Origin of the sequence: Streptomyces sp. BBFR25 (assembly GCF_044590125.1) — a bacterium.
Lineage (GTDB): Bacteria > Actinomycetota > Actinomycetes > Streptomycetales > Streptomycetaceae > Streptomyces > Streptomyces canus_D.
This window is the reverse complement of the sequence record NZ_CP172447.1, coordinates 8,623,630-8,637,846: the sequence shown is the minus strand read 5'-3', so window position 1 is coordinate 8,637,846 and position 14,217 is coordinate 8,623,630. Positions and strand designations below refer to the sequence as shown.

The following is a 14,217-nucleotide window of genomic DNA, read 5'->3' as shown; positions in this document are numbered from 1 at the left end:
GAGCCCAGTTGATGCGGCCGGAGGGGCAGCCGAGAACCCCGGATCGATCTTGGTTCGGGGTTAGGGTGCGGCTTCACGAGACTGCTCTCGGAGGTGCTCGCCTGGTGGCTGACAGCTTTGTTCACCTGCACAATCACACCGAATACTCGATGCTCGACGGCGCTCAGAAGCTGAAGCCGATGTTCGCCGAGGTGGACCGGCAGGGCATGCCCGCGGTTGCCATGAGCGACCACGGCAACATGTTCGGCGCGTACGAGTTCCAGCAGGTGGCCAAGGGCTTCGGCTCGGTCAAGCCGATCATCGGGATCGAGGCGTACGTGGCCCCGTCCTCGCGCCGGAACCGGCGGCAGGAGTTTTGGGGGCCCGGCGGCCAGCGGGCCGTGTCGGACGACGGCGAGGGGTCGAAGGACGTCAGTGGCGGTGGCCGCTTCACGCACATGACCATGTGGGCGACGGGGGCGCGGGGCCTGCGGAACCTCTTCTACATGTCCACGGAAGCCTCGTACACGGGCCAGTTCCCGGCGGGCAAGCCCCGCATGGACATGGAGCTGATCGCCGAGCGCGCCGAGGGCGTCGTCGCGACGACCGGATGCCCGTCCGGCGCCGTCCAGACACGGCTGCGCCTCAACCAGTACGACGAGGCCAGGCAGGTCGCCTCCGCCTACCAGGACATCTTCGGCAAGGAGAACTACTTCCTGGAGCTGATGGACCACGGCCTGCCCATCGAGCGGGACGTGCGGGAAGGGCTGCTGCGGCTGGCCGGGGAGCTGGGCCTTCCACTCCTGGCCACCAACGACGCGCACTACATCCACGAGAGCCAGGCCGACGCGCACGACAACCTGCTGTGCATCGGCGTGGGCAAGAACAAGGCCGACGAGAAGCGGTTCCGCTTCAGCGGCAGCGGCTACTACCTGAAGACGGCGGCCGAGATGCGGGCCCTGTTCGCGGAGCTGCCCGAGGCCTGCGACAACACGCTCCTGATCGCCGAGCGGGTCGGGCCGTACGACGAGGTCTTCGACAACGTCGACGAGATGCCGCAGTTCCCCGACGTGCCCGACGGAGAGACCCAGGAGTCGTGGCTGCGCAAGGAGGTCCTGACGGGGCTTGCCATGCGGTACGGCGATCCCGTCCCGGCCGAGGTCCTGGAGCGCTTCGAGACCGAGATGTCGGTCATCGGTCCCATGGGGTTCTCGTCGTACTTCCTCGTGGTCGCGGACATCTGCAAGTACGCCCGGGACAACGGCGTGCCGGTCGGCCCCGGCCGTGGTTCGGCCACGGGCTCGATCGTCGCCTACGCGACCCGCATCACCGAGCTGTGCCCCCTGGAGCACGGTCTGCTCTTCGAGCGGTTCCTCAACCCCGAGCGGATCAACCCGCCCGACGTCGACCTCGACTTCGACGACCGCCGGCGCGACAAGATGGTCCGGTACGTCACCGAGAAGTACGGCGACGAGTACACCGCCATGGTGAACACGTTCGGCAAGATCAAGGCCAAGAACGCGATCAAGGACTCGTCACGGATCCTCGGCTATCCCTTCAGCCACGGTGAACGGATCACCAAGGCGCTGCCGCCGGACATCATGGGCAAGTCGATCCCGCTGGAGGGGATCTTCGATCCCGAGCACCCCCGCCACGGCGAGGCCGGTGAGATCCGGACGATGTACGAGAACGAGCCGGACGTGAAGACCGTCATCGACACCGCCAGGGGCGTCGAGGGCCTCACTCGCGGGACCGGCGTGCACGCGGCCGCCGTCATTCTGTCCAAGACCAGGCTCACCGACCGCATCCCGCTGCACATGCGCGCCTCCGACGGTGTGAAGATCACCGGCTTCGACTACCCCAGTTGCGAGAACATGGGGCTGGTCAAAATGGACTTTCTGGGCCTGCGGAACCTCGGCGTCATCGACCACGCCATCGAGAACATCCGCGAGAACCGCGGCGTCAGGCTAGCCACAGTCGACCCGATGGACGGCGACAGCGGCACCGTCGTCATCCCGCTGGACGACAGGAAGACCTTCGAGCTGCTCGGCCGCGGCGACACGTTCGGTGTGTTCCAGCTCGACGGCGGCGGCATGCGCGCGCTCCTCAAGCTGATGGAACCGAGCCGGTTCGAGGACATCGCCGCCGCCCTCGCCCTCTACCGGCCCGGCCCGATGGCCGCCAACGCGCACACGAACTACGCGCTGCGGCAGAACGGCAAGCAGGAGCCCGATCCCATCCACCCGGAGCTCAAGGAAGTCCTCGACCCGATCCTGGGCTCGACCCACCACCTGCTCATCTTCCAGGAGCAGATCATGGCGATCGCCCGGACCCTGGCCGGCTACACGCTCGGCGGCGCCGACATACTGCGCCGCGCGATGGGCAAGAAGCAGCCCGAGGTCCTGGCCGCCGAGTGGGAGAAGTTCCACGACGGCATGAAGGCCAACGACTACTCGGAGGAGGCCATCAAGGCCATCTGGGACGTGATGCTCCCCTTCTCCGGCTACGCCTTCAACAAGTCCCACACCGCCGGCTACGGGCTCGTCTCCTACTGGACCGCGTACCTGAAGGCCAACTACCCGGCCGAGTACATGGCGGCGCTGCTGACGTCCGTCGGCGACGACAAGGACAAGGCCGGCATCTACCTGGCCGACGCCCGCAAGCTCGGCGTCACCGTCCTCCCTCCGGACGTCAACGAGTCCGTCGCCGAGTTCACAGCCGTCGGCGACGACGTGCGCTTCGGCCTTCGTTCCGTCCGCAACGTCGGCGACAACGTCATCGACACGGTCATCACGGCCCGCAAGACCAAGGGGAAGTTCACCAGCTTCGCCGACTTCCTCGACAAGGCCGACCTTCCGGCCCTCAACAAGCGGGCCGTCGAGTCGCTCATCAAGGCCGGCGCGTTCGACTCGCTGGGGCACACCCGCAGGGGACTGTGCGCCGTGCACGAGACGGCCATCGACGCAGTCGTGCCGCTGAAGAAGGCCGCGGCCTACGGCCAGGACGACCTCTTCGCCGGGCTGTGCGGCGCCGCCGGTGACGACGGGGAGTCCGGCTTCGGCCTCGACGTGCGGATCGACGACGGCGAGTGGTCGCGCAAGCAACTCCTGTCCACCGAGCGGGAGATGCTCGGCATGTACGTCTCCGCTCACCCCCTGGACGGCACCGAGCACATCCTCGCCGCCCACCGGGACACCACCATCCCCGACCTGCTCGCCTCCGGGCGGACCGAGGGAACGGTGCGGCTCTCCGGGCTCATCACCAGCGTCCAGAACAAGGTGACCAAGCAGGGCAACGCCTGGGCCATCGTGAACCTCGCCGACCGTGACGGCACGATCGAGGTCCTTTTCTTCCCCGCGACCTACCAGCTCGTGCTGGGCGCGCTGGTGGAGGACAGCGTGATCTCCGTCCAGGGGCGCATCAACGACCGGGACGGCGCCATCAGCATCTTCGGCCAGGAGCTCCAGGTCCTCGACGTGACGGCCGCCGAGCGCAGCGGAGCAGCACCGGTCCAGCTGGCGTTCCCGTACCACCGCGTCAACGAGCCGATGGTCAGGGAGCTCAGGCGGATCATGGGCGCCCACCCTGGCGAGAGCCCCGTCCACCTCTTCGTACGCGGTCCGCACAAGACCACGGTCTACTTGCTCCGGTCGACGGTGAACGCGGCCACGATCGCTTCCGACATCAAGGGCTCCTTCGGTCAGGACACCTGGCACGGTGTGGCATGACCGACAGCGAGGAGATCACCTTCCGCGTCGACCAGGTACCTCCTTGCGCCCGTTGCGGAGGCGAGGCTCTGCTTCGTGTCCGGTTCGGTCATTCGTGGATGAACATCACCGGGCGCCTCGTCGAAGGCTTCCGGGAGGCGGATCTGTGCCCGGCCTGCGACAGCGGTGCAACGCCTGCGGACGACCTGCTGGCACTCTTCGCCGTCGCCGAGAGGATCCCTCTCACGCACCTCGCCGAATTCGGCTGCCGTGTGGTCGCCTGGGTCGAGTCGGTTCGACAGCCAAGGGTCGACACAGTTCGTTTGCAAGGTGAGGAAAACGCTCACCGACCCAACGGCGAACTGCTCTGACACCCCGCCCCGGCCGACGGCTCCCTGACAACGACAAGTTGGGACGAAAGCCAAGTGAGCCACGAAGTGGAAGCCGGCCAGATAGAGGGTGACCGTGTTCTCGTAGCAGGTGTCTATGCCACGCCACTGCTTCAGACAGGCGCATGCACCGTTCAGACGGACCTGACGGGATCGCACCGAGGACCCGCGCTCCCGGGGCAGCCGACGACCTGTGCAGAGCCCTCCCATTCGCGTCGGCCCATGGACAGCACTCCGCCCCGCTGGACCGAAGCCAGCGGGACGGAATTGACCCAGCGTCCCCACTTCGGGAACAGGCGGGCCGCCGGAGGCCGAAGACGCAAACCGCCGGTTGTGCCGTGGACGGGCTTCGCTGCAACAAAGACCGTCCGATCCCCATGTTGTATCGAGTGGCAACGGCCGGGGAGACCGCGATCATAGGCCGCGGCAGGGGCGCGGCAGAGGAAACGTTTTGTGATGCAGACCGTCGACCCCGTCCCGACTCGACCGCGAACGGGCCCGGGACCGGGACCAGGGGCGGGCAAGAGAGATGTGTCGCCTGCTACTCGGCGATGGGGCGGGCGCGCGAAAGATTCCGGCGCAGGCCCGGACTCGGGGCAGACGGGCGTGAAAGCCGGGCTCGGTTCACCCCGCGACAGGCCGCCGGAGGGCAAGAAGGTGCCCAGCATCGGCGCGCCGTCAAAACGGGTGAGCTCCGGCGCAGGGCGCGGCAGGAAGCACACGAGTGGCCTGCTGCGCCGGGCGGAGTCCCGTTGCGGGCCGGCGGCGGCCTGCTGAGGGTGCCCAGGTGCTGGGACAGGCCCTCGGAGGCGGCCAGGGCGCCGTCCCCGCGTCGGCTGTCCGCGCCGTGGCGTGGTCGCCTGGGCGGAAGACCGCCGACGGTTCTCCGCTGCGCGGGCCGGTTCGCGCGACAGCTCGGTGCCGAGCGCCCACGCGGACGGCACAGGTGTTCGGCCGACTCAACCGCAGGGCCAGCAGGGACAGGTACCTGGTCGTCGCGCATGGACGAGAAGCGTTGCAGGTCGACTGCCACGACCATTGCCTGCATGTCAGGCCCCTCCCTCGCTCGGCTGGAGATCCTCAGGCGTCCGGATCGGTCCCGGTCGCTCTGTGCGGTGTTGTCCCCTGACTTTCGTTGTTTCACCCGTCTCAAGCCACCCCTCGCGGAGGACGGAAGCGGGAATATCGCCGCGCGCCGCGAAACGACCGGACACCGAGTACGTCGGATGACCTGCACCTATCTCTTGACGGCCCGTCATCACAACGTGGGACGCGTTGAAACGGAGGCACTGGAGCAACCTTTACCGCGTTGAAACGGAGGAAGGAAGGTTGTCCAATGAGGCTCTGGATCCTCCGGCTCTGCAAGGCTGGAGGATCGTCATACCCGGGGCCTCGTGTCGAGTGGCAACGACCGAGGAGACAAATGAACATGCGCGCGCACCTGCACGCCTCATGCGTGCAGGGCCCGGTCAGGGAAGGCAGCCCACTGCTGCCGACTCCGGCCGTCGTCATCATCGTGGTGGTGCTGAGTTTGACCGCCGGCCTGGGGGCCTGGGGGCAGAACCTGGAGACCGTCATAGCGACGATCACCGTCGGCGGCCTGCTGGCGGTGGAACTCGTCCGCCGCACCGTCGCCGTCTTCTCCGCACGCCGCGTATAGGGAGAGAACGTCATGGGGTGCGACACCAGCGCCCTGGCGACGCCCGCACCCGTGGTTGAGCTGGCGCAGTGGCTGCGGTCACTGCGCCGGCGCGCGGGTCTGAGCTATCGCCAGATGGCACGTCAAGCGACTCTCCAATCCGGCCAGCCGGTCCCTCACCTGCGGTTCTTCCACGCTGCCCGAGGCGATCGGCTGCCCGCCTGGCCCGTCGTCCAGGAGTACGTCCGGGTGTGCGGCGGGGACGAACGGCATGCCGAGCGCCTGTGGAAGAAGGCAGAAGCCGCCACGGCTCCGCCCGGCACCCGGCCTCGGCACCGCCGTCCCGTGCTACCGCCGCAGTACATCTGCGAGCCGGTCGAACTGCTGGACGCCATGCGCGCCCTGCGGTTCGCCCACGGGAACAAAACGCTGCGGCAGCTGGAGGCGACGGCCACCGAGAACGGCGTCAGCTTCCTGCCGCGCAGCTCCCTGGGCGCGGTCCTCAGCGGACAGCGGAGGCCGTCAAAGACCCTGCTGCTCGCGTTCGTAAGGGTGTGCGGTGGGATCGAGCCCGGCACTCCCGAAGCCCGGCTGTGGGAGCAGGCATGGGAGCGAGCCGACGCCTACCAGCGCGGCCTGCCTGCACCCACTGCCGGGCAGTTGCAGCAGAAGGGGCACGCCCCGAAGCCGCGAGGGGCGGAGCAGGAGACGGTTCCCCTCATGGAACCGGAGCCTGCCGTTTGCCCCAGTCGGCCGGCGAAGCCATCACGATGGCGGCACTGGGTGGGAAGGAGGCTGCTGCACCAGGCGACACTGCCGTACCCACGTTCCGTCACCCAGCACGGCAACTGAGCCAGACCGATGGGAGCGCCGCCCGTGCCACTGCTCGGGCGGCGTCCCGACAGCACGGCCCCGCGCGCCTCATGGATGCGGGCGCGTGGGGCCATGTGGGGTGCAGCGCGGCTACTTGGCTCCCAGCTCGGCCAGCAGGGCTTTGTACTCCTCCGGGTGCTGGTCCCGCAGGATGCCCATCCACACCCTTGCCCCCTGAACGAACGTCTCGGGCGTCATCTTCTTGTGGAGATGGTGAACGCAGTAGAAGGCGTCGTCGTAGGGGAGTCGCTTCGGCTGCTTCGGCTCCGCCGCTTCTGCGTTCGCGGGGCCGGGCTCACTTGCCCCGGCGCGCGGCTCCGGGACGGCCTCGGAACCCGCCTGCTCGTGCTCGGTGGGCGGTGTGGGTGCGCTGGGCCGAGGGGTTGAGGCCGGTGAAGTGGCCGACGCCGTGACCGGCGAAGTGGTGGCCTGGTCGGCGGGCGTCTCCGGGACTATCACGCCGTGATAATCGGCGGGGCCCGCTGATCGCTCGACGACCGGCCGCGTCTGCGCCTCCGCCTTGAGGCGCGCCGCCTCGGCCCGTTCGTCCGCCTTGGCCCGCTGCTCCTCGGCGGACAGCTTGCCGAGGTTGCGGACGTGCTCCACCTTCCGCGCCCCGGTCACCAGGTCCTTCTGCAGCTCGGGAGCGAGCTTCAGCAGGGACAGCTTGCTGGAGATGGTGTTCTGCGGGATGCCCAGCCGCTTGGCCGCCTTGGTCTGTGAACCGTAGTAGTCGACCAGGGACTTGAGGGCGTGGGCCTCCTCCAGGTCCGTCATGTCGTCGCGGTGGTAGTTGGCGACGAACGCGGCCTCGAGGAGAGACTCGTCGGTGGCGACCCGTCCGTTGTCGACGCGGACGGGGATGGTGGCCAGGCCGACCCGGCGAGCGGCCTCCAGGCGCCGGTGGCCGTCGACGACGATGTACTGCGCCCCGTCGTCGAGGTCGCCGGCGCGGTCCGAGCGGTTGCGGAGGTAGGCGTCGACCGTGGCTACGGCGATCGGGATGATGAGGCCGACCTCGCGGACGCTCTGCACCGTCTCGTCGAGGTTGCGCAGGTGGTTGCGCGGGTTGTCGGGGTTGTCGCTGATGAGGGTGACCGGCAGCTCAGTGATGGCCGCCGTGGTCGACTCTTCTCCCGCGATGGTCTGGTCGATGAGGTTGCGTCGGGAGGATCGGGCGCCGCGGGCCGCGCCGAACGCGGGTGCCGATCCCAGGGTGTCGGCCTTGCTCACCGGGTGGCTCCCCTCGCTACCTGCCGCATGGCTTCCGCCTGATCACTCTGTGGCGCGTAACTCAGCAGCGGCATCCGCTTGCGGACTGCTTCCCGCTGCTCCTTGAGGTCCCCGATGACGGCGAGAACCTTCGGGTCGCCGAGCGACTTCCAGTTGTCCAGGGACGAGGTGGCGACGTAACCGCGGCGGGAGTCGTAGAGGTTGACGACCAGGCCGAGGTAGTCGATCTCGAGGGAGAGGTCTTCGCAGAGGTCCCCGATCTGCTGGGCGAGCATGCCGTAGGCGGTGGCGGAGGAGTCCTCGGCGAGTACGGGGATGACGACCCCGGAGCCACCGGCGGCTTCGCCGCGGCGTCGGCGCCCGTAGTAGAGGGCGGCGTCCATAGCGATGCCGAGGCTGGGCGGACAGTCGACGATGATGACGTCGTAGTCGGCCTCCAGGGGGCGGAGCGCCAGCTCGAGCGCGGCCTCCTTCTGGAATCCGCGCCTCTGCGTCGCCACGACAGCGATCTTCGCGTCGAGGAGGAACCCGTCGAAGCAGGCGGGCAGGACGTGCAGGCGCTTCTCGAACCGCGGATCCCTTATCTCCACGACCAGGTCGCGCAGATCTCCCCTGCCGTCGCCGCACATGTGTGAGACCAGGCTGTCGTGGTCGGGTTCGATCTGGGGGACTCCGAGCTGTTCGCTGAGGTGGCCCTGCGGGTCGAAGTCGACGATGAGGACGCGCTTGCCCGCTTCCGCGTAGGCCTCGCCGATTCCGGCGGAGATGGCGGTCTTGCCGACCCCGCCCTTCTGGTTGCCGACGATCTTCCGCTCGGGGTCGGTTGCACGAGTCCCGTGCTGCGGGGAGGGGTTGGCGGCGAGCCAGCCGCGGATCGACTGGGCGAGACCCTGGGTGTAGGAGACGCCGCGATCGGTGCAGGTCTCCTTGAACTGTTCGTACAGCCCTGGCGGAAGCCACGTGGAGAACGACCTCGCGCCGGCGGTGTCGACCTCGGCGCCGCCGCTCGTGCTGTCGCGCCAGACGCTGATGGCCGCCTCGACGGCGTCCTGGATGTCCAGGCTGAGTTCCGCGGCGCGGACTTTGAGCGCTTGCTGGAGCGCCGAGGGCAGCTTGGACGCTACCTTTTCCCGGTCTCCGTCGGGGTAAGGGGATGCCATGACGTCAGCATACTGACTCCTGTTGGTGGGATGGCACTCCCTTTGCAGGTTCTGACGCGGTTTCACCCGATGGGCGCTGATGCGTCTCGCTGGCGGCGGTCCCGTCTCGGTCTGTCTGAAGCGCCGCCCTGTCCGGCTACCTTCGGCCGCTCGGCCCGGTCAGCGCCAAATCTGGATGACGGACAAGGCAGCACTGACCTAGCGTTCCGCGCATGACATCCCCGGACGTCCGCCTCGACGACAAGCCCAGCGCGACCGTCCGCTGCCGGGAGAACCCGTCTGTGGACGTGACGTTCTGCGACCGGTTCACCTTCGACGCGGACTCCGTGCACTATGCCGTCGAGCTACGGGCCCCGGGTCTGACCGCTCGGGTCGACGAGGTCGTCGCCTGGATCTGGGACAGCGATCTCACGACGTTCCTGGAAGAGCTCGCTGCCGAGTACCGGGGATGGGAGGGCGAACGGAGCTGGCAGACCAACGACCGTGACCTGACGGTGTCGGCGGTCTTCCGGTCCGGAGGCCACGTCGGACTGACCTGGTCCTTGCAGCCGTGGCCGCAGGCCGCCGGCGGCTGGGGCGCCTCGGTGACCACCTGGCTGGAGGCCGGCGAGCAGATGACGACCCTGGCGGCCGACGTCCGACACTTCCTCACCGCAGAGCAGCCGTGACACCCGGCATCCGACGCATCCGAACCACTCAGGTCGGCTCACCGGTGTAGCCCGCGTCCGGAGAGGCTGGAAAGAGCTGCGGCGTGAATTATCACGCCGTGATAATCGCCGTGCTTGACTCCCCACGCTCTACGCGCCGCCCGCCTCCGCCTCCGGAACACGGAATCCCGATGGCTCTTCCTTGGCCGAACTGCGACGATGCCCTCGTTCCCAGCCGGAGGGTATGTGATCGTCTTCGTATGTGCGGGGTGTGGCGCCGAGTTGACCGCTCCGCTGTCCCAAGTCGCCCTGCCCGCTCATGCTCATCAGACGTACGGAAACGGCGTCCAGCTCCCGGTGCTCATGGAGCCCGGCACGTTCGCCGTGGAGTCGGAGTCGGAGTCGGAGTCCTGAGGGCCGTCATGGCCCAGCCGGGAGAAGGGCGCACCGGACGCGGCGGACGTCATCAGTACCCACGCGTCGGCTGACGGGCTGTTGCCTGGCGACGTGACCGACTCGTTCGTCATCGCCCCCGGAGACACGCGCGGCACCGTACTGATCCCGGAGAAGAGCAGCGGCCACTGCTGCGGCCTCGACGGAGCCGACGGCCCCAACATGGCCTGCGAGGCGTGCGGCCTCCCCGTGGCAAGCAGGATCGACGACTGCTCGCTCTGGCAGGCGGTGTGGCTCGCCCCGAACGCCGTGCACCGGCAGGCCGTTGGCGATCCCGACCCCACACCGCTGCCCTGGGCGGACGCGACAGCCGCGGCCGTGGGCACGCCTCCGTACGAGCCGATCACTTCGTGGGGAGGACCGGGTTTCGGGCTGTATCACTGGTGGTCATGGAGCCCGCGGTGGGAGGCGGCAGCCGGCCGGGCGCTCGCCCATCTGCTCGCGGCCTCCGGAGGCCGTTCCGTGTCCGTCCCGCACGGTCTGACCGCGGAGGTTTTCCAACGCGCCCTGGACGCACTGCTGTCCACGGACGGTCCGACATTGCACGCCGCCCTGGCCGGTCCGAACCTGCCCGCTCCTGACACAAACGCGGACCTCCTGCTCGTACCGGAACATCCGCAGACGGGGGAGACCTGGGCCCCGGCCGGAGGCACCTCGGCGTACCTGGTGCCGCTGCCGCTCGGTGTGTGGCTGTGGCTGGCCTTCCCCGAGCCGCACCTGCCCGCAGACCCTCCGCCGCAGGTACTTCCCGTCGAACTTCTCCGGGACGACCCACCTTCGCCTCGTCCCGGTCACCTGTTCCGAATCGACCCGGGAGTCTTCCGCCACACCCTGCTGCGGCTGCCGACTGCCTGTGACCCGTGGCTGCGCGAGATCCTTGAGAACCTGCCGACGTACGTGCGCACCGGCCTCTTCTGAGCACGTCGCGAGGGGCATGAACGGGCGTTCGCGCATGGGGGCAGCCCACCGAGCCGCCTCCAGAGGGACGGATTATCACGCCGTGATAATTGCCTGCCCCAGCCGATCCGTGATGATCCGGCTGATTCCCTCGCGGAGATACACAGCCCGTGAATGACGAGAGGGGCGCGAGAGCCCTTGAGTCTCTCGCGCCCCTCTCGACTGGGGTGCTTGCTCAGCCGGTCGGTCGGTTCAGCAGGGGGACCACGACTTGCCGTGCGGTTGCCGCCTCGCCCAGGCGGAAGAACTTCACCTGTCCCATGGTGTGCGTGCACTCCAGGTAGCCGGCGGCCTCGAGCTCGCGTCGTGCCCGGGAGAAGTGCGGTGCGGGTACGCCGATCAGCTCAGCCAGCTCGGCCGCGGTGCGCTCGACGCTGTTGTCCAAGCCTCCCAGGATCGCGTAGGTCATCAGCACGTTCTGCTTGAGGTGCGAGAGATCGCTGATACGCGCCCGCAGGGCTTCGAGCTCTGGGTATGGACTGTTGCGTGCCATGGTCAGGCCCTTCGTCGCTGCGCCGGACGGCCCGGCAGGGTCGGCAGGTGGTAGGCGGCTGCCTCTTCGGATTGTTCCCGTCCGGAGAGACTGGAGATGATGTGCGGAGTCACCCGGTACTTGATGGTCCGGCCGATCACGTCGGCCACCAGCAGCATCTTGTGCTCGGCGAGCTTCTTCGCCATCCTCCTCGTCGCCTGCGGGGTCAGTCCGAGGAAGTCGGCGGCCTCCACCGCTGTGGCGCCACCCTTCCCGTTGTACGTCATGATCCCGCAGTAGAAGAACAGGCGAAACTCGTTACCGGTGATTCCTGAGTCGGCCGCGAGCATGGCGAGGACTCGTTCGAAGCTGAACTGCCCGTGCCGACCGCCGAAGGCATAGGACCGGCGTGGGGCGCCCTCGGCTTCCGGCTCCAGCAGCTCGTGGACCTCACCAGTCGCAGTGTTGACCAGCGCACGGCTGCGTCCACTGCGCCCCTGATTTGGCACTTGCGACCCCTGACCTGGGCTTGTCTCTGACAGCCGCGACATTACCACTGACGACATGTCGTCTGCGGTAACCGAGGGAACATGACATTTCCTTCACGTACCCACACCGACATGTCGCTGAGGGTCATCGAAGGAACCCTGAGGTTCCCTCGATGACCACTGACGACATGACCACTGGCGCCATGTATCGGCATCCTAGTGTGCTCATATCGGCACCCTGAGATGCCGATATCGACATCCCCAGGTGCCAATCGAGCGTGCGTTTCCGCAGGTCAAAGCCCTGCGGTGGCTGCGCACTCTCCATACAGGGGAAGGAACCCGTAAAGGAACCCGCCGTTCGGGGAAGCCCTGCGGTACTCGCGCGAGCGCTCCGTTCCTCGGGGTACCCCTCAAGGTTGTCGGTCGACCTGACCCAGTGCCACTTACCGGCCTTGGCAGTCACACAGCGTGGCGGAGGCCGGATGGGGGTACGGAGGCATACGCGCGCCAACTCGGAAGCCTGCAGGTATCGCTGTGGCGGGCTTTCGGTGGCTGAGGTTCGGACTCTGGTGGTGCTGAGCAGCAGGACTGTCCTTGCCTGTACCGGGGAGTGGGAGTGGATTATCACGGCGTGATAATTGTCGGCTCTCCCTTGATCACTAGGGCGGGGGGTGTTTGAGTACCACGGGTGGATCACGGTCAGGGAGACCGCGGCCGATGACGACGATGAGCCCCGGCGGCGGCAGATCGTCGATGAGCTCCACCTTCGCATTGCTCAGATGGACAGCCCGTACTTGCTGGATCTCAGGTGGATGAACGGTGAGCCGTTCATCCACCTCGGCGGCTCGTCCAATCACCGTTCGTCGCCTGACGTTGTCGAACTGTTCGAGCATGTGGCCGTGGTTGCCCCTGGTTCCTACGGGCTCCTCCACGTTCACGATGACGAGGAACCGGATCACGAGAACGAAGTAAGGGTGCTGCGGCTCGTCAAAGGCATGGTCACGCAGCACACGGAGACGTTGCTGTCTCCGTACATCCCGACAGTGGAAGATCCCTTCACGGAGTGAGACGTCGTCCGCGCCCTGATCCGGTCATCCCGCGGCGTCGGAGCCGACCGCCCCGTGGAGCGAAGAGGCGCCGTCAGCCTTCGCAGTGGCGCCAGGGCCGGACGCCGACGACGACGCGCCGAGCGTGCTGCCGCAGGGCGGCGTCGACGTGGGCCCCGACACCGGCAGCGAGCGTCAGCAGGACGCATGACGCAGGTCGAGGCGGGGGTTGCGCGGCTAACCCGCCACCTCCCCACAGTCGGCGCGGCCCGTCATCCAGACGGACCTTGACCGCCGCCTCACAGGAGTGATGCCGCCATGCCCGTCCTCGTCTCCCTCGCCCTCGACAAGGGCCTGGACCTTCTCGGCACGACCGTGGGCCAGTGGCTGCTCGTCGGACTGTTTACCGCTGCCGCCGCCGGTTTCTGGCTCTACCTGCGAAGTCGCGCCACTCCCCCGGTGCCGCCCCGTGTCCGCAGCTTCACCCTCCTGCGCACCGAGGGATCCGACGGCACGCCCGTGCAGTACGAGACCACCCGGCCGACCGGGACCAAGGTCACTCATTGGGTCGGCGGCCGTCAGCGCCTCTTCGAACTGACCGACGTGCAAATGGAGGACGGGACCTACGCCGCCGAACCCGTCGACCATTTCTGACCCGCCGGTGCAGTCGATACGGCTCCCGGGCGACGTGTCGTTGCCGCCGGGGACTGTCGCCCCGTCACCGCTCCTCCCCCTCAGGTCACGCCGGGAGGGCAGGTCACCGGCTGCTCCGGTCAGTACTCCCTGATGAAGCAGTCGGAGACGTAGCCCTCGACCCCGGTGCGGTTGTTGTGGACGTACGTCCAGTGGTCCTTGACGCTGCCGTCCGGGCAGGGCACCGATTCCGCGTTGGCCTGCCCGCCCATCCAGGTGTACCCGTCGCCGGGGTTGCCGTGCCCCCGGGCGAACGAGCTGGTGCTGTAACTCTCGTGGATCTTCACGCCGGTCGCGGTGAAGTCACCCTGGCGTGGCGCGGCGGTGGCCGGTGACGTGAACAGCGCCCCCAGGAGCGTCAGCGTCAGTACGGCGGCGGTCGTCATGGGAGCGGTCTTCGCGGCGGTGCGCCTGGTGTTCATGTGATGCCTTCCTGTCCGAGTCGGTGCGGCCGATGCGGCCTTGCCTGTCTGTGCCGTCG

Annotated in this window: 13 protein-coding genes; 8 read left to right on the top strand and 5 right to left on the bottom strand. The window is 67.9% G+C overall.

Going from position 1 to position 14,217, the window contains the following annotated elements; translation table 11 throughout:
- Positions 1-104: 104 nt before the first annotated feature.
- The 4 genes from dnaE (at position 105) to ACGH52_RS38810 (ending at position 6,566) form a co-directional block, all read left to right on the top strand.
- A complete protein-coding gene (gene dnaE, locus ACGH52_RS38825; RefSeq protein WP_399946442.1) occupies positions 105-3,707 on the top strand; it encodes a DNA polymerase III subunit alpha in 3,603 nt (1,200 codons plus the stop codon).
- Positions 3,704-4,057, top strand: a complete 354-nt coding sequence (locus ACGH52_RS38820) for a DUF6300 family protein (RefSeq protein WP_399946439.1) — start codon at positions 3,704-3,706, stop codon at positions 4,055-4,057. The genes dnaE and ACGH52_RS38820 overlap by 4 nt, the downstream gene beginning before the upstream one ends.
- Positions 4,058-5,498: 1,441 nt before the next feature.
- Positions 5,499-5,735: a hypothetical protein gene (locus ACGH52_RS38815; RefSeq protein ID WP_121704226.1), complete on the top strand. Its 237-nt coding sequence runs from the start codon at positions 5,499-5,501 to the stop codon at positions 5,733-5,735.
- Between the two features lie 12 nt (positions 5,736-5,747).
- Positions 5,748-6,566, top strand: coding sequence for a hypothetical protein (locus ACGH52_RS38810; protein WP_399946435.1), 819 nt, complete (start codon positions 5,748-5,750; stop codon positions 6,564-6,566).
- Between the two features lie 111 nt (positions 6,567-6,677).
- Here ACGH52_RS38810 and ACGH52_RS38805 read toward each other — a convergent pair whose 3' ends face one another.
- Together ACGH52_RS38805 and ACGH52_RS38800 are read right to left on the bottom strand one after the other, a co-directional pair.
- On the bottom strand, positions 6,678-7,820 hold the full coding sequence (locus ACGH52_RS38805; protein WP_399946432.1) for a ParB/RepB/Spo0J family partition protein: 1,143 nt from the start codon (positions 7,818-7,820) through the stop codon (positions 6,678-6,680).
- Positions 7,817-8,980 (bottom strand): ParA family protein, encoded by a 1,164-nt coding sequence (locus ACGH52_RS38800; protein WP_399946429.1) that lies wholly within the window; start codon positions 8,978-8,980, stop codon positions 7,817-7,819. Before ACGH52_RS38800 ends, ACGH52_RS38805 begins: the two co-directional genes overlap by 4 nt.
- Before the next feature lie 212 nt (positions 8,981-9,192).
- Between ACGH52_RS38800 and ACGH52_RS38795 the strand changes: the two genes are divergently transcribed.
- Together ACGH52_RS38795 and ACGH52_RS38790 are read left to right on the top strand one after the other, a co-directional pair.
- Complete coding sequence (locus ACGH52_RS38795; RefSeq protein ID WP_399946427.1) at positions 9,193-9,648, top strand: DUF6228 family protein; 456 nt, start codon at positions 9,193-9,195, stop codon at positions 9,646-9,648.
- 486 nt (positions 9,649-10,134) lie between these two features.
- A complete protein-coding gene (locus ACGH52_RS38790) occupies positions 10,135-10,998 on the top strand; it encodes a hypothetical protein (RefSeq protein ID WP_399946424.1) in 864 nt (287 codons plus the stop codon).
- Positions 10,999-11,212: 214 nt separating this feature from the next.
- Here ACGH52_RS38790 and ACGH52_RS38785 read toward each other — a convergent pair whose 3' ends face one another.
- Positions 11,213-11,530: a hypothetical protein gene (locus tag ACGH52_RS38785; protein WP_193777867.1), complete on the bottom strand. Its 318-nt coding sequence runs from the start codon at positions 11,528-11,530 to the stop codon at positions 11,213-11,215.
- A gap of 2 nt (positions 11,531-11,532) precedes the next feature.
- Complete coding sequence (locus ACGH52_RS38780) at positions 11,533-12,075, bottom strand: MarR family transcriptional regulator (protein ID WP_399946421.1); 543 nt, start codon at positions 12,073-12,075, stop codon at positions 11,533-11,535.
- 593 nt (positions 12,076-12,668) lie between these two features.
- Between ACGH52_RS38780 and ACGH52_RS38775 the strand changes: the two genes are divergently transcribed.
- Both ACGH52_RS38775 and ACGH52_RS38770 read left to right on the top strand, forming a co-directional pair.
- A complete protein-coding gene (locus ACGH52_RS38775; protein ID WP_210975786.1) occupies positions 12,669-13,064 on the top strand; it encodes an Imm7 family immunity protein in 396 nt (131 codons plus the stop codon).
- A gap of 297 nt (positions 13,065-13,361) precedes the next feature.
- Complete coding sequence (locus ACGH52_RS38770) at positions 13,362-13,697, top strand: hypothetical protein (RefSeq protein WP_121704233.1); 336 nt, start codon at positions 13,362-13,364, stop codon at positions 13,695-13,697.
- Positions 13,698-13,816: 119 nt separating this feature from the next.
- On the opposite strand, the gene ACGH52_RS38765 is transcribed toward ACGH52_RS38770, so the two are convergent.
- On the bottom strand, positions 13,817-14,158 hold the full coding sequence (locus tag ACGH52_RS38765) for a hypothetical protein (RefSeq protein ID WP_121704234.1): 342 nt from the start codon (positions 14,156-14,158) through the stop codon (positions 13,817-13,819).
- Positions 14,159-14,217: the final 59 nt, after the last annotated feature.

What these genes read in the sequence shown, in the direction of transcription:
- ACGH52_RS38780 (WP_399946421.1), bottom strand. Translation starts at nt 12,075, where the DNA reads ATGTCGTCAGTGGTAATGTCGCGGCTGTCAGAGACAAGCCCAGGTCAG.
- ACGH52_RS38795 (WP_399946427.1), top strand. Translation starts at nt 9,193, where the DNA reads ATGACATCCCCGGACGTCCGCCTCGACGACAAGCCCAGCGCGACCGTC.
- ACGH52_RS38815 (WP_121704226.1), top strand. Translation starts at nt 5,499, where the DNA reads ATGAACATGCGCGCGCACCTGCACGCCTCATGCGTGCAGGGCCCGGTC.
- ACGH52_RS38820 (WP_399946439.1), top strand. Translation starts at nt 3,704, where the DNA reads ATGACCGACAGCGAGGAGATCACCTTCCGCGTCGACCAGGTACCTCCT.
- ACGH52_RS38765 (WP_121704234.1), bottom strand. Translation starts at nt 14,158, where the DNA reads ATGAACACCAGGCGCACCGCCGCGAAGACCGCTCCCATGACGACCGCC.
- ACGH52_RS38800 (WP_399946429.1), bottom strand. Translation starts at nt 8,980, where the DNA reads ATGGCATCCCCTTACCCCGACGGAGACCGGGAAAAGGTAGCGTCCAAG.
- ACGH52_RS38810 (WP_399946435.1), top strand. Translation starts at nt 5,748, where the DNA reads ATGGGGTGCGACACCAGCGCCCTGGCGACGCCCGCACCCGTGGTTGAG.
- ACGH52_RS38785 (WP_193777867.1), bottom strand. Translation starts at nt 11,530, where the DNA reads ATGGCACGCAACAGTCCATACCCAGAGCTCGAAGCCCTGCGGGCGCGT.
- ACGH52_RS38770 (WP_121704233.1), top strand. Translation starts at nt 13,362, where the DNA reads ATGCCCGTCCTCGTCTCCCTCGCCCTCGACAAGGGCCTGGACCTTCTC.